The 21,748-nt window shown below is 65.6% G+C and carries 18 protein-coding genes; 9 read left to right on the top strand and 9 right to left on the bottom strand.

Annotated features, from left to right (window positions below):
* Positions 1 to 6: 6 nt before the first annotated feature.
* The 4 genes from DVK00_RS06440 to DVK00_RS06425 form a co-directional block, all read right to left on the bottom strand.
* Entirely contained in the window at positions 7 to 2,526 is a 2,520-nt protein-coding gene (locus DVK00_RS06440) for a DEAD/DEAH box helicase (protein WP_121577445.1), read from the bottom strand.
* A 75-nt stretch (positions 2,527 to 2,601) separates the two neighbouring features.
* Entirely contained in the window at positions 2,602 to 3,192 is a 591-nt protein-coding gene (locus DVK00_RS06435; RefSeq protein WP_101351368.1) for a dolichol kinase, read from the bottom strand.
* A complete protein-coding gene (gene glyS / locus DVK00_RS06430) occupies positions 3,193 to 4,929 on the bottom strand; it encodes a glycine--tRNA ligase (RefSeq protein ID WP_121577444.1) in 1,737 nt (578 codons plus the stop codon).
* Positions 4,926 to 5,771 (bottom strand): CBS domain-containing protein, encoded by an 846-nt coding sequence (locus DVK00_RS06425; RefSeq protein WP_101351366.1) that lies wholly within the window; start codon positions 5,769 to 5,771, stop codon positions 4,926 to 4,928. Before DVK00_RS06425 ends, glyS begins: the two co-directional genes overlap by 4 nt.
* A 373-nt stretch (positions 5,772 to 6,144) precedes the next feature.
* Between DVK00_RS06425 and DVK00_RS21620 the strand changes: the two genes are divergently transcribed.
* Both DVK00_RS21620 and serA read left to right on the top strand, forming a co-directional pair.
* The gene (locus DVK00_RS21620) at positions 6,145 to 6,312 is read left to right on the top strand and encodes a hypothetical protein (protein ID WP_198560203.1); all 168 of its coding nucleotides are present in this window, start codon (positions 6,145 to 6,147) and stop codon (positions 6,310 to 6,312) included.
* 149 nt (positions 6,313 to 6,461) lie between these two features.
* Positions 6,462 to 8,048 (top strand): phosphoglycerate dehydrogenase, encoded by a 1,587-nt coding sequence (serA, locus tag DVK00_RS06420; RefSeq protein ID WP_101351365.1) that lies wholly within the window; start codon positions 6,462 to 6,464, stop codon positions 8,046 to 8,048.
* Between the two features lie 32 nt (positions 8,049 to 8,080).
* Here the strand turns inward: serA and DVK00_RS06415 are convergent, their stop codons facing one another.
* The 5 genes from DVK00_RS06415 to DVK00_RS06395 all read right to left on the bottom strand — a co-directional run bounded on the left by DVK00_RS06415 (position 8,081) and on the right by DVK00_RS06395 (position 13,919).
* Positions 8,081 to 8,296, bottom strand: coding sequence for a hypothetical protein (locus DVK00_RS06415; protein WP_053966800.1), 216 nt, complete (start codon positions 8,294 to 8,296; stop codon positions 8,081 to 8,083).
* 92 nt (positions 8,297 to 8,388) lie between these two features.
* Positions 8,389 to 12,573 carry a DNA-directed DNA polymerase II large subunit gene (locus tag DVK00_RS06410; protein WP_121577443.1) on the bottom strand — a complete coding sequence of 1,395 codons (4,185 nt, stop codon included), beginning with the start codon at positions 12,571 to 12,573 and terminating at the stop codon, positions 8,389 to 8,391.
* Between the two features lies 1 nt (position 12,574).
* Positions 12,575 to 12,997: a PPC domain-containing DNA-binding protein gene (locus DVK00_RS06405; protein ID WP_101351363.1), complete on the bottom strand. Its 423-nt coding sequence runs from the start codon at positions 12,995 to 12,997 to the stop codon at positions 12,575 to 12,577.
* A gap of 183 nt (positions 12,998 to 13,180) precedes the next feature.
* Positions 13,181 to 13,690 carry a 2'-5' RNA ligase family protein gene (locus tag DVK00_RS06400; protein WP_121511953.1) on the bottom strand — a complete coding sequence of 170 codons (510 nt, stop codon included), beginning with the start codon at positions 13,688 to 13,690 and terminating at the stop codon, positions 13,181 to 13,183.
* Positions 13,691 to 13,730: 40 nt separating this feature from the next.
* Complete coding sequence (locus tag DVK00_RS06395) at positions 13,731 to 13,919, bottom strand: hypothetical protein (protein ID WP_007189558.1); 189 nt, start codon at positions 13,917 to 13,919, stop codon at positions 13,731 to 13,733.
* A 158-nt stretch (positions 13,920 to 14,077) separates the two neighbouring features.
* On the opposite strand from DVK00_RS06395, the gene DVK00_RS06390 reads away from it, so the two are divergent.
* The 7 genes from DVK00_RS06390 (at position 14,078) to argC (ending at position 21,740) form a co-directional block, all read left to right on the top strand.
* The gene (locus DVK00_RS06390) at positions 14,078 to 15,172 is read left to right on the top strand and encodes a hypothetical protein (protein WP_121535891.1); all 1,095 of its coding nucleotides are present in this window, start codon (positions 14,078 to 14,080) and stop codon (positions 15,170 to 15,172) included.
* Positions 15,173 to 15,309: 137 nt separating this feature from the next.
* A complete protein-coding gene (locus DVK00_RS06385; protein WP_198560202.1) occupies positions 15,310 to 16,095 on the top strand; it encodes a hypothetical protein in 786 nt (261 codons plus the stop codon).
* A 400-nt stretch (positions 16,096 to 16,495) separates the two neighbouring features.
* Positions 16,496 to 17,764, top strand: a complete 1,269-nt coding sequence (locus DVK00_RS06380; protein WP_121536164.1) for an argininosuccinate synthase — start codon at positions 16,496 to 16,498, stop codon at positions 17,762 to 17,764.
* A gap of 4 nt (positions 17,765 to 17,768) precedes the next feature.
* Positions 17,769 to 19,295 (top strand): argininosuccinate lyase, encoded by a 1,527-nt coding sequence (gene argH, locus DVK00_RS06375; RefSeq protein ID WP_101351360.1) that lies wholly within the window; start codon positions 17,769 to 17,771, stop codon positions 19,293 to 19,295.
* Positions 19,296 to 19,459: 164 nt separating this feature from the next.
* Positions 19,460 to 19,624 (top strand): lysine biosynthesis protein LysW, encoded by a 165-nt coding sequence (gene lysW / locus DVK00_RS06370; protein ID WP_004959888.1) that lies wholly within the window; start codon positions 19,460 to 19,462, stop codon positions 19,622 to 19,624.
* A gap of 84 nt (positions 19,625 to 19,708) precedes the next feature.
* A complete protein-coding gene (lysX, locus tag DVK00_RS06365; RefSeq protein WP_101351359.1) occupies positions 19,709 to 20,623 on the top strand; it encodes a lysine biosynthesis protein LysX in 915 nt (304 codons plus the stop codon).
* A gap of 79 nt (positions 20,624 to 20,702) precedes the next feature.
* A complete protein-coding gene (gene argC / locus DVK00_RS06360) occupies positions 20,703 to 21,740 on the top strand; it encodes an N-acetyl-gamma-glutamyl-phosphate reductase (protein WP_101351358.1) in 1,038 nt (345 codons plus the stop codon).
* Positions 21,741 to 21,748: the final 8 nt, after the last annotated feature.

The raw sequence follows: 21,748 nt of genomic DNA, 5'->3' as shown, positions 1-21,748 counted from the left end.
GGACCGCTACGGCTCGTAGTCGCTGGCGATGACTTCTCGAATCCGGTCGGCCGTTACGTCGCCGATACCGGACACCTCTAGCAGGGCCTCTTTATCGGCGGTCATCACTGCCTCGACGCTTCCGAAGGCGTCCAGCAGCGTGCGCGCGGTTACCGGTCCGACTTCGGCGATGGAGGCGACGACGTACTCCTGTTGCTCGGGCAGCGTCTTCGACTGTTTCTCGCCGTGGACGCTCACCTCGCGGTCGGCCACCTCCTGTTCCCGTTCGGCGATGACTTGCAGCAGATCGGCGGTCTCGTCCTCCCCACTGGTCCGTAACACGCTCGCACCGAAATCGACCGCCAGCGACGCGAGTGCGCCCTGAATCGCCTTGTGGTGAACGTTGCGCGCACCGAAGAGGTCCTCGCCTTCGATGACGACGACGGGCCGACCGTAGTTTCGCGTGGCGTCCCCGACCTGCTCGAACATCGACCGGTCTCCGCCCGTCAGCGTGTCCATGAAGTCGGCGACGGTCTTGCGCTCGACAACGACGCGGTCAGAGAGAACGTAGTCGCCGACGGCCAGCGTTTCGAGTCGGGTTTCGATACCGTCCCGCGTCGAGAGGTCCCGAGCGATGTTCGAGTCGAGTTCCCGCTGGTCCGCGACAATTTCGACGGGGTCGTCCTCATCATCGCGGCCGGCAGTGGCGACTGTTCCCGTGTCCGGCGTCGCGGTATCCCCCTCGTCGGCTGTCGCCGCGTCGCTGTTGACTTCGGTATCCCCACCGGACGCTTCCGACGAGTCGTCCGCGAAGGCGTCTAGTCCGGCCTGGCCGTTGCTGCCGTCGGTATCATCGGCTGACTTGTTAGCTGTGCTACCCCTCCCGTTTCCAGTGGAATCCGACTGCTGTGTGGTGGTTTCACCGCTTTTCGTTCCACCCGAAGCGTCCCCCTCTTCGTCCTCGTACTCGTCGAGCCCGGTCTGGTCGAGGCGGGCCTCCAGTTCCCCGGCGACGCTTTTGAGTTCGTTCAGCTCCCGTTTCATCCGCTTCTGGTCGTTGCGGGCCTTCCAGAAGTACGCCTCGTCGCGGGTGTCCTCGGCCAGGAGGACGACGACCCGGCCCTCGGCCTGGCGACCGGTCCGGCCCTTCCGCTGGATGGCCCGAATCGCGGTCGGCACCGGCTCGTAGAACAACACCAGGTCGACCTCGGGCACGTCCAGGCCCTCCTCGGCGACGGAGGTGGAGACGAGCACCTCGAACTCGCCGTTCCGGAAGCGGTCCAGCGTCTCCTGTTGCTGGGTCTGTGTCATCCCCTCGCTGCCGTCGGTGTCGCTCTGTCCGACGAACTTCTCGGTCGTAAAGTGGTCTGAGAGGAAGTCCACGAGCGTCTCGGCGGTGTCGCGGGACTCGGTGAAGACGATGACCCGCTCGCCGTTCTCGATGCCCAGCGTCTCCGCGAGCAGCATTCGAGTCTGGCGGAACTTCGGGTGCAGGTCGTCGTAGGACTCGGCTTTCCGTATCGCCTCGCGGACCTTCGGCTCGCTGACGAGGCGCTGGTCGGCCTTCGACGCACCCGACGAACGAGCGGCTTCCTTCAGGCGCTCGAAGTACCGCCGCAGGGACTCGACGCTCTGGGTCTCGACGTAGGTGACGGCGGTCCGGAGCTTCCGGATTTCGGCGAGCAGGCTCATCCCCTGGTAGCCCTCGCTCTGGTCGTTGTTCATCAGTTTCCGGAGGTCGGCCTGCATCCCCTGAATCTCGCGCTCGGAGATGTCCGCCGAGGACTTGTTCGTCACGCCCAGTTCCCTCAACTGCGCCAGCCGGTCCTTGATGACCTCGTTGATTGCGTCCCGAATCTCGACGACGACCTCGGGGAGTTCGATGCGGTTCCAGTCCACGCTGGTGTCGTGGGTGTACTCGGCCACGTCGGCGTCGTCCTCGGTCATCACCGCGACCTCGGAGAGTCCGAGGTTCTCACACACTCCGAGGATGGCCTCCTCGTCGTCGCCGGGCGAGGCGCTCATGCCCGTCACCAGCGGGTCCTCGGCGTCGGCGTGGTAGCGGTCGGCGATGTAGTTGTAAGCGTAGTCGCCGGTCGCCCGGTGGCACTCGTCGAAGGTGCAGTGGGTCACGTCGGCCAGCGAGATGCGGTTGCCGACGAGGTCGTTCTCGACGACCTGCGGCGTCGCGATGACGATGCGGGCGTCCTCCCAGAGGGCGGCGCGGTCGTCGGGCCGGACCTCGCCGGTGAAGACGACGACCTCCTCGTCGTCCAGTTCGAGTGCCTCGCGGTAGAACTCGGCGTGTTGCTGGACCAGCGGCTTCGTCGGGGCCAGCATGAGCGACTTCCCGCCGACGGCGTGGAGGCGCTCGGCGGTCACCAGCAGCGAGACTGTCGTCTTGCCCAGCCCGGTCGGGAGACAGACGAGCGTGTGCCCGGTGCTTGCCGTCTCCGCCAGTTCGGTCTGGTAGCCGCGGTTCTCCAGGAACTCCGGCGTCACCAGCGGGCGTTCGACGTGCTCGCCACCGGCGTCGGTGGTCGCCATTACCCACGCGTTCGTCCCGCCGGTGGTTAAGGGTTCAGATACCGCGGTGAAAGTGGACGCCGGGGAATTGCCCGGTCAGAACGGGAGGTACCGGACGCCGACCCACATCGCCAGCGCGCCCAGCACCGGAATCGAGAAGTTGTCGTCGACGACGTAGCCGGCGATGCGGGGCTTGACCCCGTCCGCGAACGTCGCCGCGACACCCCCGAGAACGGCGGCGGCGGGGGGAACAAAGGGGGCGGCCAGCAGCGTGCAGACGCCGAACATCACCAGCAAGACCCAGGCCTGCTTGACGTTGCTGGCGTCGCCCGAGCCCAGCAGGCCGCTGATGGGGTCGCCGATGGCGAGCATCAACATTGCCGGGACGGCGACGTCGGTCGTCACGCCCGGCAGTTCGACGGCGAAGGCGACGATAGCCATCCCGACGATGTACAGCGCGTAGCCGGCGGGGTTGTCCTGCTCGTACTCCCGGGTGAGCCGGTCGTACACTACCCAGTCCAGCCCGGTCGTCAGCCGCACGGCTTCGAGAACACACACGACGACCAGCGCCACGGCCAGGAACCCCTGCACGACGCGCCACGTAATCAAGTCCGGCCAGCCAAGGTGTGCCAGCGGGACCGCCGCGCCAGTGACATGGACGAGCCGCCGGGATACCTCGTCGGCCATCTACAGGTCGTCGAAGGTGCGGTCGCCGGTACTGAGGCGTTCGAGCGTCTCCGCCAGCCCGTCGATGGGGAGCCGTTTCTGTTCGGTTGTGTCGCGCTCGCGCACCGTAACCTCGCGGTCCTCGAGACTCTCGTAATCCACGGTCACACAGTACGGCGTTCCGACTTCGTCCTGACGCCGGTAGCGGCGACCGATGGCCCCGGAGTCGTCGTAGGTGACCGAGAGCCCGGCGGCCCGGAGGTCGTCGGCAATGTCGGTGGCGAGGTCGGCCATTCCGTCCTTGTCCATCAGTGGGAAGACGCCGACTGTCGTCGGGGCCTGTTCGGGCGGCAGCGAGAGGTAGGTCCGCTCCTCGCCGTCGACCTCGTCGGTCTCGTAGGAGTGTGCGAGGACGGTGTAGATGATTCGTCCCACGCCAAAGGAGGGTTCGACGACGTGTGGCCGGACGTGTTCGCCGTTCTCGGTGACCTCGTCGACGCTGAAGTTCGTCTCCGCGACGGGGACGGTGTAGGACTCCCCGTCCACTTCGACGGTGACCTCATCGGCGTCGAAGGCGTCCGGATTCCGCTCGGCCAGCGCTTCGAGTGCGTCGGCGACTGCGCCGGCCGACCCGCCAAACTCCGGCCCGAGATAGCTCATGTCGGGGTCGACGGTGGCGCGCTCGACAGTGACCGGCTCGTCGTACTGCTTGAACACCGTGTAGTCCTCGCCGGAGTGGTCGGCGTGCTTCGAGAGGTCGTAGTCGCCCCGGTAGGCGAAGCCCGTAATCTCTATCCAGTCGCCGTCGACCTCGCTCTCGGCGTCCCAGCAGTCGGAGGCGTAGTGGGCGCGCTCGCCGGCGAGGTGCTGGCGGTAGCGAAAGCGGTCCATGTCGACGCCGATGCGCTCGTACCACTCCTTGGAGACGCCCAAGTAGTAGGCGACCCACTCGCTCTCGACGACGCCCTCGTCGACGGCCTCGCGGACCGTGAGTTCGCGCTGGCCGCCGTCCTCGGCCTGCTGCTCGGCGGCGGAGTACAGCGGCAGGGTCACGTCGGCGACCTCCGAAAGCGGCGGCTCGTCCTCCTCGGGGTCGACGAAGTGTTCGAGTTCGGCCTGGGTGAACTCCCTGACGCGGACGAGAGATTTCCGCGGCGAAATCTCGTTGCGGTAGGCCTTCCCGATTTGCGCGACGCCGAAGGGGAGCTGGTTCCGGGCGTACTCCGAGAGTTGCGGGAACTCCACGAAGATGCCCTGTGCGGTCTCCGGGCGGAGGTAGCCCGGCGACGACGACCCCGGCCCGATATTGGTCTCGAACATGAGGTTGAAGTTGTCGACCGGCTGGTCGGCCAGGGACGTGTGACAGGAGGGGCATTCGATGCCGTGCTCAGCGATGAGGTCCATGACCTCCTCGTTCGGCAGGGACTCGGCCTCCTCGATGTCCGTGTTGTCCTCGACGAGGTGGTCCGCGCGGTGGGTCGCGCCACACTCGCCGCACTCGACAATCATATCGTCGAATCCGTCGAGATGCCCCGACGCCTCGAAGACAGGCTCGGGCATCACGTCGGGGGCGGAGATTTCCTGATGGCCCTCCTTGACGACATAGCGGTCCCGCCAGGTGTCCTCGATGTTCGATTTCAGCGCAGCGCCCTGTGGCCCGTAGGTCCAGAAGCCCGCCGCCCCGCCGTAGGCGCTCGAAGAGGGGAAGTAGAAACCGCGACGCTTGGCCAGCTCGGTAAGTCGTTCGCCTTCGCTCATAGGCCTCGCAGCAGGTCGATATCCCGTACGATGCCAGTGAGTTCGTCACCGGACAGCAGCGGGATCTGTTCGATGTCGTGCTCGATCATCAGCTGTGCCGCTTCCTCGGCGGTGCGGCGCTTGTTCACCGTCACGACATCGGCGGTCATGAACTCGCGGACGGGCTCGACCGGGAGTTCGACGTTGCGGGTGGGCATGTACCGGCCGCCGACCGCCTTGATGCCTTCCCAGGCCCAGTCGTCATCCTGGTTGGCGATGGAGTCGCCGGTGTCGTCCTCGCCCTCGACGACCCGGGCGACCGCGATGATGTCTACCTCTGTGAGCATCCCCGACATATCGCCGTCGTCGCCGAGTACGACGCCGTATGGGACGTTCGCGTGGGAGAGCTCCCGTTCGGCGACGGTCAGGGGCGTGCCCTCGTACACGCAGTTGATGTCTCGGTTGGCGAGGTCGCCGACGATCTGGTCGCCGTCGACGTCACCGTTCGCGATAGACCGAATCACGTCGGTCACTGTGATGATGCCTTTGAGCTGGCCGTCGACGATGGGCAGGCGACGTTCGTCGTCTTCGACCATCATCCGTGCCGCGGCCTCGATAGACGTGTCCTCGCTGATCGTCGGGACTTCCTCGACGAGCAGGGCTAGCTGGTCCTCGTCGGGGCTCTCGATGAGCGCATCGCGTGAAATAATCCCTCTGAACTCTTCGCCCTCGTCGGTTTCCTTGATAACCGGCACCGACGAGAAGGCCTGCTCTTGGAGGTACTCCAGTGCGTCATCACGGGTACCGGGTATAGTAACCGTGACGACCTCCGAGCGTGGCGTCATAGCGTCTGCAACGTTCATACTGCCAGAACTTCCTTCCCGCATCTACTAAGTCCTTAACATCCGTCCGTTTTCGACATTCGGGTAGAACGCTGTACGGCCATCGGCTATCTCTGACGACTGCGCAAGCGCTATCTCGGAAACCGAGGGACCGTGGTGTCTTGGCAACAACTACGTCTTCTGCCATATCCACAGCCCGTCTCTGCGCGTGAACAGAAGTCCTTGCTCAACCGCTATTGGTTGAGATATCAGGCTCTGGCTGTGCTGACTCACTTCCCCGCTCATACCAATCCTGACAGGATGTGAACTATTGTCAGACAGTTGGCCCAGCGTCATACCACTCCCCTCTCTGGGTTTCGCTAAATTTTTATAGGGTTGTTACATATTATCATGCATGGAGTCGGAACCTGTCGCTCCGGTCGAGATGGCCGCGGATGGAGACATCATGGCGTCCGTTGAAGAGGGTCCAACGGACCAGTTTATCCTCGCTGACGTGACCCGAGACGACGCCTATCTCACAACCCCGCTCTCAGACGCTGCCTCGCTCCCGGCCTGGCGATAGGTCACGCCCAGTCGGTTCCTTTTCACTGAACGGTCCCGCTCAGCAGGACACCCCCATCAGCGGCGCGACCACTCCGGCCCGAGTGCTTGCACGTAGTTGCTCGGACGGAGAAAACAAGCGTTATGCCGCCCCAGTAAGTTCGATTCGGTATGAAGGTACTCGTCACGGACCCTATCGCCGACGCCGGTCTCACGCGACTCCGTGAGGCGGGCCACGATGTCGAAACAGCCTACGAGGTCGAGGGCGACGCGCTCCTCGACGCAGTGGCCGACGCGAACGCGCTCATCGTCCGCTCGGGCACCGAAGTCACTGAAGAAGTGTTCGCGGCCGCGCCCGACCTCATCATCGTCGGCCGGGCCGGCATCGGCGTCGACAACATCGACATCGACGCCGCCACTGACCACGGCGTCATCGTCGCCAACGCCCCCGAAGGTAACGTCCGTGCCGCCGCGGAACACTCTGTCGCGATGGCGTTTGCCACCGCTCGCTCCATCCCGCAGGCCCACGACCGCCTGAAAAGCGGCGAGTGGGCGAAAGGCGAGTTCCTGGGCACGGAGGTCAACAACAAGACGCTGGGCGTCGTCGGCTTCGGCCGCGTCGGCCAGCAGGTCGCCAAGCGACTGGGCAGCCTCGGCATGGACATCGTCACGTTCGACCCCTACATCAGTCAGGAGCGCGCCGACCAGTTCGGCGCGGAACTGGTCGACGACCTCGAAGACTGCCTCGCCAAGTCCGATTTCATCACCATCCACACGCCGCTGACCCCCGAGACCGAGAACATGATCGGCGAGGAGGAACTCGCCGAACTCGAGGGCGGCTACGTCGTCAACTGTGCCCGCGGCGGCATCATCGACGAGCCAGCGCTTGCTGAGGCCGTCGAGGACGGCGTCCTGAAAGGCGCAGCGCTCGATGTGTTCGGCGAGGAACCCCTCCCCGAGGACAGCCCGCTGCTCGACGTCGAGGACATCATCGTCACGCCCCACCTGGGCGCGTCTACGGAGGCGGCACAGGAGAACGTCGCCACCTCCACGGCCGACCAGATCATCGCCGCGGCCAACGGCCAGCCCGTCGCCAACGCCCTGAACGCGCCGTCGCTGGACGAGGCGACGTTCAAGCAGGTCGGCCCGTACCTCGACCTCGCCGACACTGCTGGCCGCATCGCCGTCCAGCTGTTCGGCGGCCACATGTCCGAAGTCCAGGTCACCTACGCCGGCGACATCGCCGAGCAGGACGTAGAGTACGTCACCGCGAGCGCGCTGAAGGGCGTGTTCGCCCCCTCGGACCTCCAGGTCAACGCCGTCAACGCCCCCCAGATTGCCGAGGACCGGGGCATCGACGTGACCGAGTCCAAGACCCGCACCTCCGAGGACTACCAGAGCCTCATCACCGTCACCGTCTCCGACGGCGAGGAGTCCGTCTCCGTCTGTGGGACCCAGTTCGGCGGCGAGGAGCCCCGCATCGTCCGTATCGACGACCACCGCATCGAGGCCGTCCCACACGGGCACATGCTGGTCGTCCGGAACCGTGACGAGCCGGGCACCATCGGTTTCATCGGCACGGTGCTTGGCGACGCCGACATCAACATCGCCGGGATGTTCAACGGCCGCGAGACCATCGGCGGGGAGGCCCTGTCCGTTTACAACCTCGACGAACAGCCGCCACAGGACATCATCGAGCGGCTCAACGGAGACAGCCGCATCATCGAGACGACCTACGTCGAACTCGGCGACGAGTAACACAACGGACTGTCCCGACAGCCAGTCGCGGACTATTCCCCGTGGAGAAGGCGCTCGTACCGATCAACGACAGCCTGACGGTGTTCGCGTTCCTGTTCGAGCGCGGTTTCCAGTGTCGCTACCTGTGAGCGCAACAGCGCAATCTGTATCTGATAGATCGTACTGGGCGTCTGTCGGGGCGATGGTGACGGGGAACCCGACCGGTCCCCGGAGTCGAACGGCGGTGCTGAATCGCGGGACGAGGCCATACCCGTGACAGGACCGCCACGGTGAAAAACACCCGTCGGACGACTGTCACGCGCTCGTCTGTCGCCCTGACGAATCCGGGTGACGCTGTCGCTCACATGAAGTCTGCGATACCTGACTGCTTGTTGTGGTCGTTTTCGAACACCGACTCGATTTTCCGTTCCAGTATCTTGAGCCGCTGTTTCGTGTAGTCCCGCGCGCCGAACTCATCAGCGACGCGGATAGCGGTATCGATGTACTTGTTGACCGACCCCTCGTGGACGGTGAGATTGACGCGGCCGCCACACTCCCGGCAGTCGCCGGTCAGCGGGGCGCGCCGAAACGACTCTCCGCAGTCCAGACACCGGACCTCCTGTCTTGAGAAGGCCCGGAGGTTGCCGATGAGGTCCGGCAAGAAGTGGTACTCGATGATACGCTCGGCCACGTCGCTCTCGACGACGGCCCGCAGTTTCCGGGAAATCTCTAGCTGGGCGTCCATCTTGTCCTCCATCGAGCCGAGCGTCTTGTACGCCGAAAGGTCCGGCCCGGCGGCGATGTTGGTCGTGTCGTGGGTGTGGCGGAACTCCGTGTACTCGCGGTCGGTCCCCAGCGTCTCCTCGGCGATTTTCATCACGTCCTCGACCTCGGTCGGGTCTTTCATCTCGCGGGTGGCTTCGTAGAACTCCCGGGGATAGGCGTCCATGATGTCCATGTTGTGGGCCTCGTCGTCGATCTCGCTGGGGTCGATTCGCGAGGACATCACGAGCGGGGCGTCCATCTGGCCGCCGCGCTGGTTCGGGAGATACGACTTCGAGAAGTTCAGCAGGCCGTCCATCAGAAGCATCACGCAGTCCTCGTCGCCGTCGCACTGGCCGACGTAGGTGCCTTCGACGGCCACCCGGTGTGTGTCAGCGACCGTGAGACAGTAGACGCTGTCGACGTCGCTTTCGACGTACTCGACAGTCTCGACGGTGTCTGTCGGGGCTGCGCCGTCAGTCGCTGCTGTCGAAGCCTCCCCGCGTGCCGTCATCGTCGTCGTTTCGCCGCCGTCGTAAGCGGGGAGTTCGTCACCGGCAGTCAGGCCGCTGGCCGGGACTTCCTCGATCCCGTCGGAGTCGGCTCGGAGCATCGTGTGGTCGGGCGTAACCCTGAGGGTTCGGTCGCCGACGGAAATCTCGACGAGGTGGTCCGGAGTGGGGTGTTTCGAGACGGCGTCGACGGGCCGGCGACAGGGGCCGTCCTCGCCAAGCGACGACACGGTGAGAGTACCGTCTAGCTCTTCGACGAGCGTCCCGAAGTCGTCTTCCTCGGGGTCCTCAAGTCGGTCCTCAACCAGTTCCTCGATGGTCCCGTACTCCCAGTCGTCATTCTCGTCTTCGTACCACAGCCGCGTGTCCGGGTGGAAGCAGTTCCGGCGCTTGGCGGCGTGGAAGTACGGATGTGCGTAGCCGACGGCGGCGGACGTGAAGCCGACTACGCGGCCGACCGTCGCCGCGCTGGTGTGAGGGGCCATCCCGAAGACGAGTTCCCCGACGAGGTCTTCGCGGTCGTCGAACTCGTAGAACCGCTCCAGCCCGTAGTACTGCTCTAGGAGGTCGTCGACGAACCGGGCGGTCTGGAGCATGTGTTCGGCCGCGCCGTCCGAGAGAACGATGTCCTGCACTTTTAGCTCGACCAGCTGGTCGTCGTGGGTCAGCGGGTCGCCGTGGATGTCCTCCTCGTAGCCCAGCCCGCGGAGTCGCTCGGCGGAGACATCCAGTTCCGAGGCCCGGACCGCCGTCACCGGCAGATCCGTCATGTCGTAGCGGACGGTGCCGTCTTTGAACGCCGACACGTCGTGTTTCGCCCGGAGAATGCCCTTCTCCATCGGCTCCGGCACCTTCTCCTCGGAGGTGAGCCCCTTGACCGCTTTCAGTTGCTCGAAGGCCGTCTCGCGCTCGCCGACGTTCTGCAGGGCATCCCGATACGCCTCCTGCAGGTCAAGCACTTTGTACTGGGTCGGCGAGGCGAGCGTCTCACACCGGGCACACTCCGCGCGGCCGGACTCGTCGCGCTCGACCTCGGCTTCACAATCGGGGCAGACGTACACCGGTTCGGTGGTGCCGCCGCAGTCGGGACAGCCCGCCTGGTGGGTCTCGGTCCCGCACTCGGGACAGCGCCGCCGGGCTACCTCGACCTCGACTTGGCCGGGCGTATCGCTCATCCCGTCAGCGTGTTTCGTCGCCTTGGCCACGTCCCGCTGTGCCCCGCCGGCCTCGCCGATGGGGCTGAGCGTGTGGACGGCCGGCGAGAGGTCCCGCCGCTCGGATTTCTCGGGGCGACCCATCCGGTTGCCGATGCGGGTCGGGGCGCGCTCACGGACCTGAAACGGCGCGATTTCGTTGACGGCCTCGATGGCGTTCTGCCCGACTTCGGGTTCGGTGTCCTCCGAAACGCCGATTGCGTCGACAGACTCGCTCTCTCCGTAGGTCCGGGCGTGCTCGGAGAGATCCGACGGTGTCCAGTCCCGCTCTAGCGACCGGGTGAACCCGAGTGTCCGCACCAGCGGCACCCAGTCGGTGACCGTAATTGTGTCCTCGTCCTGTGTGTGCTCGACAAGCAGGTGTTCGAGCGTCTGCTGGACGGTGTCGCTCCGTGGCAGGACGAGCGCGCCGGCGTCACTGTATGCGTCGCCCGCTGTGCCGTCCATCTCCGGGTCGGCGTACGCACCATCGGCCTGTGCGACATGTGCGTCCTCGACGGCGTCGGCGAGCGCACACACCTGGTCGACGCTCACGTCGTGCCAGAGGTAGGTGTATTTCGGGTGCAGCGGGGCGTCGTAGTCGGTCGCCCATTCGATGGCTTCCTCGGCGCTCGGGTCGGCGAGGTCGATGTGAGGCGAGTCCTCCATCGCCTGCACGTCCGCGCCGGCGGCCGCGAGGTCCTGCTCCCACCACTCGACGGTGTAGGAGGCCGGTGCGAGCGGATGGTTGTTCTCGACGAACTCGCCGTAGTTGACCAGATACTCGCCCAGATCGAGTATTTTCTCGACGCCGTTGCGGACTGCCAGTGCCTCCTCGGCGTCGTCGATGCGGCGCACGTCGCCATTAGCCAGACGTACGGTCGGCCCCTCGATGGTGTCGACCGGCACGACGCCGGCGGCTTTCCCCGGCCGCTCGGTCTTGATCTGGGTCCCGGTCGCGAGGAAGTCGTCGACGAGATGCATCGTCGCCGGGTGGACGCCGGCTGTCGCGAAGCCGTGGTTGCGCGCCCGGCCGTAGCGCAGCCGGAACCCGCCCGCCTTCGACGGGTGGGAAAACACCGGACGGCCGGCGATGAGGTCCCGGAGGTATTTGTCGGCGGGGTCGACTCGTGGCGGTCCAGCCTGCTCGTCAGCCTCGTCCCTGTCGTCGTCCGATCCGTCGCCCGCGTCGTCGCCGTTCGCGTCCTCTCCTTCCTCTCCTTCGTCGGCCTCGTCTTTGCCGATGGTTCCGTCGATGAGGTCCTGCAGCCACGGCCAGTCGACCTCGTCTAGGTTCCGCGTGTAGCGCTGAATCTTCGGGGCCTTGAGCGCGATGCCCTCGGCCAGCACCAGACACATCCCGCCCCGCGGGGAGTTCGAGTCGACGCGTTCGAGGTCCCGGTAGCCCGACACCTCCTCGTCGCCGGTCGCCTCGCCGTCGAGCATGATGGGCATGTGCTCGGCGATGAACTTCGTCTCCTTCTCCTTGGGTGAGTACTGCAGGCCCGTGTCCTTGTCGTAGAGGTCGATTTCCTCGGCGTAGCGGCCGATTTCCTCCTCGCGGGCCTTGTACTGGTCGATGCCCAGCAGCGCGCGGGCGTAGTCCGCGACTAGCACCGAGAGCGCCTGTGCGGTCCCGCCGGCAGAGCGAATTGGCCCGGCGTAGTAGACGTTGATGAACTCCGTCCCGTCGTCGTTTTCCAGCAGTTCGACGCGGTCGATGCCCTCGATGGGGGCGGCGACGACCCCCTCGGTCAGCAGGGCGACGGCGGTCCGGACCGCGCCCTCGACCTTCCCTTCGCGGCTGTCGTAGTCGCCGACAGTCCCTTCGACGAAGTCCTCGACCAGTTCCAGCGCGGCCTCCTCGCGGGACATCTGCCCCTCCAGCTCGCGGACTCGCTCGGCCACGCCGTCGATGCCGAGAATGTTTTCCACCCGGTCGGCCATGTCACGAGCGGTCGGAATCTCGACTTCGGGCTTCGGGTCGCCACCGCGCTCCTTGGCCCGCTCGGCGACGTCGAAGGCGGCTTCGAGCTGGGTTTCCAGCGTTTCGAAGTACTGTTCGTCGGCCTCCCGCATCTTAGATATCCCAGAGGTCCAGATCGGTCGGCTCGTCGTGCTCCCGCTTGAGTTCTGTATCGAATCCGCGGACGTACAGTTCGCCCGCCCAGACGGTGCCGGCGTTCAGGTGGCCGGCAATCGCTTCGCCGTCGGGCCGGGAGAGGACGGCGTGGGTGTGGGCGAACCGCTTCCCGTCGAGATGCGAGATGTTGCCCATGCAAGCGGCGACCTCAAGCGGTTCGTCGAAGGTCAGCGAGTCGTACTCGGTCCGGTCTTGGTCGTAGAACATGAGCTCCGCGTCCTGCACTGCCCCAAGCCCGTAAAAAAAGCCGGCGTCGATGCCCTGTTCGTCCGCGAAGGCCTCGATCTGCGCGCGCCAGTCCCCACCGTGCTCCAGTCGGCAGACGAACTCGGACGTACTGTCGACTTCGCGGTAATCCATATCTGTAGTGGATGGCAGGCCGCTCCAAAAGCATTGCTTTCGGTCCAACCGTTTATATCCGAAGCCGAGACCACGGCCGCTGTGACGTAGCTACGGCCCGGCGCGCTGAGCGGTTGTGCGGCACACCGCACCGGGACTGACGCGTGCCGCCTGTTCGCCACGATGGACGGAGACCGACCGCTGTCACGCCGGCAGCGACACCCGGCTGACCGGCTGGTTCCGGTCGGCGTCGTAGAAGGTGAGTTCGTCGACGGTCCACCGGATCGGGTCGATACCCTGCTCGACCAGCCGCGCGGCCGCGTCGCGGTCCCCGCCGCGGGCGACGGTCACGTGCGGGACGTACTCGTCGCCTTCCATTTCGTCGACGGGATCGAAGCGCTCGCAGAGCCGCTCGTGTAAACCGACCAGCCCCGGGCTCTCGACGGCGAGGTACACTACTGGTGACGGGCCGGTCGCGGCTGTCTCGAACTGCTCGATCTCTGAAATTTCCGCCTCGAACGCCGGCTGGCCGCGAAGCACTTCGCGCCCCTGCGCTTCCAGTCGCGCGTAGGCCGCGTGGTCGCCGTCACCCAGCCGCTTGGCGACCAGCGTGTGCTCACCCCGTCCCCGCCGCTGTGCGAGCGGCAGGTCCGCCGCAAGGTCGGCGGCCAGCGACGTGACTGCTGACGGGAGTGGGACGTTGATGCTGTACACAGTGAGCGGGTCGCTTGCTGTCGAGAAAAAGAGCGCGGTCCTACAGCCGGTCAAGCAGCCACAGGACGATGAGGACGACCAGCACCACGCCGAGTATCGGTTGGAGTGGTCCCAGAAGCCAACCCAACAGCCCTAGAACCCCGCCGATAATTTCGAGCACCAACCAGACGACAATGAGGACAAGGACAATCTTCAGCAGAGTGTCCACGTCGAGCTTCGCTCTGTCCATGCTCGACAGGACTTCCTCGCGGGGCAAACCCCTTGTGGCCGCAGTAGCCCCTGACTTCGGCTCCGGAACGGATACGGCTTGGGCTGTAACGCTTTAGAGTGTCAGCTCACTCAATCGGCAATAAACGATATACCTGCCGAGGGGATAGCCGCGGTAGGATGGGCTGGACTCCTGAAACACTGGTCGTCGTATTCGTCGCGGTAGCACTGCTTGTCCCGACAGCGACCGGGGCAGGTTTCGGCAGTCTCGGCCAGCAGTCTGTCGATGCGGACGTGGTCGTCATGACCGCTGATGTGAACCCCGACGGGACCGCTGACTGGACGGTCGCCTACCGACTTCGGCTGGACGACGACAACACCACGCAAGCGTTCGAGGACCTGCGAACGGATATCCAGGCCAACCCGGCGGCGTACACGGACCGCTTTGAGCGTCGGATGCAACGCACTGCCGGGGCCGCGGAGAACACGACTGGCCGCGAGATGGCTGTCAAAAACGTCACGGTGAGTGCGCGCGAAGAGACGTTCGGCCAGACGTACGGCGTCATCACTTATCGGTTCCAGTGGACGAATTTCGCTAGCGTCTCCGGCGACCGCGTCGAGATCGGCGACGCGCTCTCGGGGCTGTTTCTGGACAGCGAAACCTCACTGACCCTCCGCTGGCCAGCGGACTATCAGGCTGACTCCGTTGCACCGCAGGCCGACGAACGGGGGAACGCCTCTGTCACCTGGCGTGGCCAACAGACGTTCGGGGAAACCGAGCCGCGAGTGGTCGTCAACTCGAGGGACAGCGCTGGCGGTGACAGCGGGTCGAACGGGCTCCTCATCGGTGGGATTCTCGCGCTAGTCGGCATTGCTGCCGGGGTGTACGCACTTCGGCGGTACGGCATCCCTAACGGCAATGCGCCGGCCGAGCCGCCGGCGTCGATGGTAGACTCGGATGATCCCGAAGCGGAGTCCGCTGCCGGCACGGACGCTGACGCTGGCACACCGCCGGTCGAACTGTTGAGTAACGAAGAACAGGTCCTGCAACTGCTCGAATCGAACGGCGGGCGGCTCAAGCAACAGCAGGTGGCCGGCGAACTCGACTGGACCGACGCCAAGACGAGCCAGGTCATCGGCGGCCTGCGCGAGGAAGAGAAGGTAGAAACGTTCCGCATCGGCCGAGAGAACGTGGTGACGCTGCCGGACACTGACGTGACTGGTGGAGAGGGTGACGGGAGCGACGGAACCGACAGCGGTGACGAAACCCGATAATAAATCTGTCGACAGTTCAGTAGGGATTGCGGATCAAAACCACTCCTGTATTGCGGTTTTAATCCGGCTTAATCGGTGATAACCCGGCTTTATAGACGCCTATTTATAGGATGTTGGAGAGCCAAGCAACGGGTGTAATGAGACGAGCGACCCCGGTGTTGCTGGCAGTGGTGCTCGTGGTGAGCACGCTCGCCGCGGTGCCCGCCGTGACGATGGCACAGGAGACTGAAACGGTGGCCGAAGAGGCAGATGAGAATGCGACGCCCCCCGGCGCACAGTTGGCAGGCGTCGTCAGCGTGCAGGGAGCCGAACTGGACGGTGAGGTCCAGTCACGAACGTTCGGGGTCCGCGTCGCGAGGGCGAACACCGACGCTGCGAAGGCGTCCGTCGTCGCCGAGCAGGTGAACGACTCCGAGGCCCGACTGGACGAACTCCAACAGCGAAAGCAGGCGCTGGAGCAAGCCCGCCAGAACGGCTCGATAAGCGAGGGCGAGTACCGAGCGAAGGCTGCACAGCTCCATGCCGAGACGAAGAACGTCCAGCGGCTGGCAAACGAGACGAACGAAACCGCCAGCCAGCTTCCCGCCGAAGCGCTGGAGCAGAAAGGCATCGACGCGGCGGCGATCAAGACTCTCTCACAGCGCGCGAGCGAGCTGAGCGGGCCGGAAGTCGCCGCTGTCGCGCAGGGCATCGCCGGGCCGAACGTCGGACAGCAGGCTCGACCTGACGTTGCCGGCGACCGTGGCCCCGAAGCGGCGAACAGAACCGAAGTAGGCGACCGTCCGGAAGGTGGGCCGGAGCGGACTCCGGCGAGTGAACGGCCGGACGACACCGATACGACGCCAGCCAATGAGACGGCCACCAGCGGGGGCGAAACAAAGTCGCCGGGTGTCGGGTCTGATACCACCGCCGCTGGCCAATAGCCAGAGAGACGGCGAGTACAGTGCTTACACTTCGGCACACGCCAGTCTGTCTGGCGGTCCTGGCCGCTACGGGCGACGTGATGGCTATGAGGGACTGTGTTTGGTGACCATGCACACGACACTGTGAACACGGAAACTATTAGTACCCGAGTCACACAGCAGAATATACATGACGCGGACCTCTCGCTCCACGCCGCTCGCTGCGGATAGCGAGGGGTCCCTCCGTTTCTCCCCACGACGACGACGACCGGGCCGTTTCTAGGCCCACTACTACTTACTCTTCACTCGACAGGTTCGTTTCGTCGCTAGACGCCGTCGTCGTCGGTTCGATGGGATACTCGATCTGGTGTTTGATCGAGAAACCGACAGGCACACCACGGAACCAATGCAGAACACATCCATGCCAGAAGGAAACGGAACCGTCGCACTCGCCTTTTCCGGCGGGCTCGACACGACAGTCTGCGTATCGCTGCTGAAAGAGGAGTACGGCTACGACGAGGTCATCGGCGTCACCGTCGACGTCGGCCAGCCCGACTACGAGTTCGAGGAGGCCGAGGAGACCGCCGAGGCGCTGGGCGTCGAACAGCACGTTGTCGACGCCACCGAGGAGTTCGCTGACCTCTGTATGGAGGCCGTCAAGGCCAACGCCGACTATCAGGGCTACCCGCTCGGAACTGCCCTCGCGCGCCCGGTCATCGCCAAGGCTATTCTCTCGGTCGCCGAAGAGCAGGGCTGCTCGGCCGTCGCCCACGGCTGTACTGGCAAGGGCAACGACCAACTGCGCTTTGAGGCCGTCTGGCGCGACTCGGACCTCGATGTTATCGCGCCGGTGCGTGAACTTGGGCTGACCCGCGAGTGGGAAAACGAGTACGCCGCGGAGAAGGGCCTGCCCGTCGAGGGCGGCGATGGCGGTCGCTACTCCATCGACACGAACCTCTGGAGCCGCTCCATCGAGGGCTCCGAACTCGAAGACCCGAGCACCATCCCCGACGACGACATCTACAAGTGGACCGACAACCCCTCCGACAAGGACGCTGAACTGGTCGAAATCACCTTTGAGGAAGGCGTTCCCGTCGCTGTCGACGGCGAGGAACTCGACGGGGTCGAACTCATCGAGCAACTCAACGCACAGGCAGGGGCCCACGGCATCGGCCGCACGGACATGATGGAAGACCGCATGCTCGGGCTCAAAGTGAGAGAGAACTACGAGCACCCCGCAGCGACGGTGCTTCTGACGGCCCACGAAGCGCTCGAAGGGCTCGTCCTCACGCAGGAGGAGCGCCAGTTCAAGGCCCAGGTCGACCAGGAGTGGTCCCAGAAGGCCTACCAGGGCCTCGTCGACGCGCCGCTGACGGGCGCGCTCGAAGCGTTCATCGACGACACGAACGAGCGCGTTACCGGCACCGTCACCGTGAAACTCGAAGGCGGGCACTGCCGCGCCGTCTCCCGTGAGTCCGACTACGCCGTCTACAGCGAGTCGGCGGCCTCCTTCAACGAGGAGGACGTCTCCGGCGGTATCACCCAGCAGGACGCGACCGGCGTCGCGAAGTACCACGGCTTCCAGTCCCGCCTCGCGAACAAGGTTCTCGACGACGTGAAGAAGGGCGCTGCTGTCACGGACGGCAGCGGCGACCAATCCGACGACGCGAGCGGGGCCACGGAGGAGTAAGCGAATGAGCGACGGCGAGGACCACGAGACGGCGGACGCGGACCGCGGCGATGCCGCGGCAGACGCGGACGGCGGCGATGAGACGGTCGTCCGCCGCGACCGCTTCGCTGGCGGGCCGGCACGGTCGTTCCTCTCCTCGCTGTCGGACGACGAGCGTATCTTCGCGGCCGACCTCGCGGTTGACCGCGCCCACGTCGTGATGCTGGCCGAACAGGAGATCATCGACCGCGAGACGGCCGGCGAGGTGCTGGCCGCGCTGGCGGACGTGGAGGACGCCGGCCACGGTGCGCTGCCTGACGGCGAGGATGTCCACGAGGCAATCGAGAGCGCCGTCATCGACCGCGTCGGGCAGTCGGGCGGGAAGATGCACACCGCTCGCTCGCGCAACGACGAGGTGGCGGCTTGCATCCGTTACCGCCTGCGCGCGGACATTTTGGACCTCATGGAGACCGTTATCGGGGCCCGCGAGCAACTCATCGAGGTGGCTCGCGCCGAGCGCGAGACGGTGATGCCGGGCTACACGCATCTCCAGCCCGCGCAGCCGACGACAGTCGCTCACTGGGTCCTGTCCTACGAACAGGCACTCCAGCGCGATACCGCGCGGCTGCTGGATGCATACAAGCGGGTCAACCAGAACCCGCTGGGGTCGGCCGCCTTTGCGGGGACACCCTTCGACGTGGACCGTGAGCGTACCGCTGCACTCCTCGGGTTCGAGGGCGTCGCAGAGAACTCGATGGACGCCTCGGCGACGCGTGATTTCCTCGTCGAGACGACCAGCGCCGTCGCCACGCTGGCGACGACCCTATCGGGGCTAGCCGAGGACGTGGTCGTGATGGCGAGCAAGGGCCACGTCGACCTCGACGACGACTACGCCTCGACCTCCTCGATCATGCCCCAGAAGAAGAACCCCGACACACTGGAACTGGTCCGCGGGCGCACAGGCGACGCCGTCGCCGGGCTGAACGGCCTGCTGACCAACCTCAAGGGCCAGCCTCGCGCCTACAACCGCGACCTCCAGCGTGCCGGCCGCCACGCCTGGGACGCCATCGACAGCGTCACCGAGAGTGTGGAAGTCGCCGCTGGCGCGGTCGCGACCGCCGACTGGCCCGCCGAGACCCTCGTAGCTGCGGCCACCGACGGGTTCGCCACCGCGACCGGCGTGGCCGACCTGCTGGCGATGGCCGGCGTCCCTTTCAGGACGGCCCACGAGGTCGTCGCCGAGGCCGCGGCGGGGCTGGCGGCCGACGAGGACGCGCCCGACTACGCGGCGCTGTCGGCCGTCGCCGAGGACGTGCTGGGCGAGCCGCTGTCAGCCTACGTTGACCGCGACGCGCTGGTGGCCGCACTCGACCCCGCCGAAAGTGTCGCCATGCGGGACTCTCGCGGCGGGCCGGATCCCGACGCCGTTGTCGAGCAGGTGTCGGTGGCTGAGGACGCTCTCGCCGCCGACAGCGAGGCACTGACTGCCCGCCGGCAGGCGGTTTCACAGGCGGCTGACCGCCGCCAGACGGAGGTGGACCGATATGTCTGAGCGACCACCGTCCCCTCGTGGGACAATTATACCATAATTCTGATATACAACTCAGAGACGTGGCGGATATAGGGCTTTGATACCATTAGAGCGTGGTATGTCTAATTCAATATTCTGATATGTTCGAAGGCTTTAAGTGTGTCCCTGTCACAGGATGAACTACAATGGCAGAATGCATCGAGTGTGGGGCGGACGTGTCCCTGCACGACAACCTCGAAGTCGGAGAGATCGTTGACTGTGCCACCTGCGGTGCCGAACTGGAAGTCGTCGGCGCCGACCCCGTCGAGCTCGACAGCGCACCCGAGCTCGAAGAGGACTGGGGTGAGTGAGGTGTTCGCGGTGGCGCGGCGCTCGACGCCGTACGTGACCGTGGCGCTCGACGCCGCGAGCCGCGAACCCACGGAGGACTCAGTATGAAAGTCGGACTCCTCTACTCGCGTATCCGCCGGGACGAGAAGTTGCTCCTGTCGGAACTGCGCGAGCGCGACCACGAAATCGAGAAGATAGACGTTCGCAAACAGCAGTTCAACATCCACGAGGCCCCCGAGGCCTTCGAGGATCTGGACATCGTCGTCGACCGCTGTCTGGCGACCAGCCGCAGCGTGTACGCGACGAAGTTCGCACAGGCCTACGGCGTGCCGGTCGTCAACGGCCCCGAGGTCGCCGACACATGTGCGGACAAGGTCAACAACAGCCTCGCGCTGGAGGCCGCGGGCGTGCCGACGCCCAACACCGACGTGGCCTTTACCAAGGACGCCGCGCTGGAGTCAATCGAGAAGTTCGGCTACCCCTGCGTCCTCAAGCCGGTCGTCGGCTCCTGGGGCCGCCTGATGGCGAAGATCGACTCGCGCTCGGCCGCCGAGGCCATCCTCGAACACAAGGAGACGCTCGGCCACTACGAGCACAAGATATTCTACGTGCAGGAGTTCGTCGAAAAGCCCGGCCGCGACATGCGCGTGCTGGCCGTCGACGGCGAGCCCATCGCGGCGATGGTCCGCTCCTCGGACCACTGGCTCACCAACGCCGCCAAGGGCGCAGAGACCGCCGAGTTCGAACTGGACGACCGCGCGCTGGAACTGGTCGAGAAGGCCTCCGACGCCGTCGGTGGCGGCCTGCTGGGTATCGACCTGATGGAGGTCGGGGTAGCGGAGAGCGAGGCCGACCAGCCGCGAGCGCGCGAGTTCGACGACTACACCGTCCACGAGGTGAACCACACAGTCGAGTTCAAGGCGCTGAACGAGGTCACGGACGTGGACGTGCCCGCGAAGGTCGTCGACTGGCTCGAAACCAAGGCGGCGACCGAGGCTGACGCCGAGGTGACGGCATGACTTCCGCTGGACGTTCCAGCTCGCTTCGCACCGCGGGCTGCGACCAGCGACATCACGCTCGCCACTGGAGGTGGCTCGCGTGACCTACACGGCAAGCGTCGTCGGCGGCTCCGGCTTCACGGGCGGGGAACTGCTCCGCCTGCTCGATGGCCACCCCGAGTTCGAACTGGCCCAGGCGACAAGCCGCTCGAAAGAGAACAAGACCGTTGGCCACTCCCATCCGAACCTCCGGCACTCGGACCTGCGCTTTTCCTCGCCGGAGGACCTGGAGTCGGTGGACGTGCTGTTCGCCGCGACGCCCCACGGCGTCTCGATGGAGCAGATAGACCGCTTCCAGGAGGCCGCCGGCACGGTCGTCGACCTCTCGGCGGACTTCCGGCTCAACTCCGAGGCCCAGTACGACGAGTGGTACGACGGGCACACGCGCCCGGACCTGCTCGAAGAGAGCGAGTACGCGCTGCCGGAGCTCAACCGCGAGAACCTCGACGGCGCGGACCTCATCGCCTCCGGCGGCTGTAACGCCACGGCGACGATTCTTGGCCTGCTCCCGCTGTTCGAGGCCGACATCCTGAGCGGCGACGAGCAGGTCGTCGTCGACGTGAAGGTCGGCTCCAGCGAGGGCGGGGCCGGCGGCGGCGAGGCCTCCTCGCACCCGGAGCGCTCGGGCGTCGTCCGCCCGTACGCGCCCACGGGCCACCGCCACGAGGCCGAGATTCAGCAGTTCCTCGGCATCGACGTGTCCTTCACCGTCCACGCGGTGGACATGATTCGTGGCGCGAGCGCGACCTGTCACGTCTTCCCCGAGGGCCCCGTCTCGAAGGGCGACCTCTGGGGAGCCTACCGCGGCGAGTACGAGGACGAACCGTTCGTCGAACTCGTCGCCGGCGGTGGCGGCGTCTACCGTTACCCCGAACCCAAGTCGGTCGCGGGCACGAACCGCGCCGAGGTCGGCTTCGAACTCGACCCCGGCAACAAGCGACTGGTCGTGTTCTCGGCCATCGACAACATGATGAAGGGATCGGCGGGACAGGCCGTTCACGCGGCCAACGTCGCCCTCGGCATCGAAGAGACGGCGGGCCTGGAGTTCCAGGGGCTCCACCCCGTCGGCGCACCGTAACCCCTGGA

This window comes from Haloarcula sp. Atlit-47R (assembly GCF_003665985.1).
Lineage (GTDB): Archaea > Halobacteriota > Halobacteria > Halobacteriales > Haloarculaceae > Haloarcula > Haloarcula taiwanensis.
The sequence above is the reverse complement of the archived record's forward strand: the minus strand, read 5'-3'. Positions and strand labels throughout refer to the sequence as shown.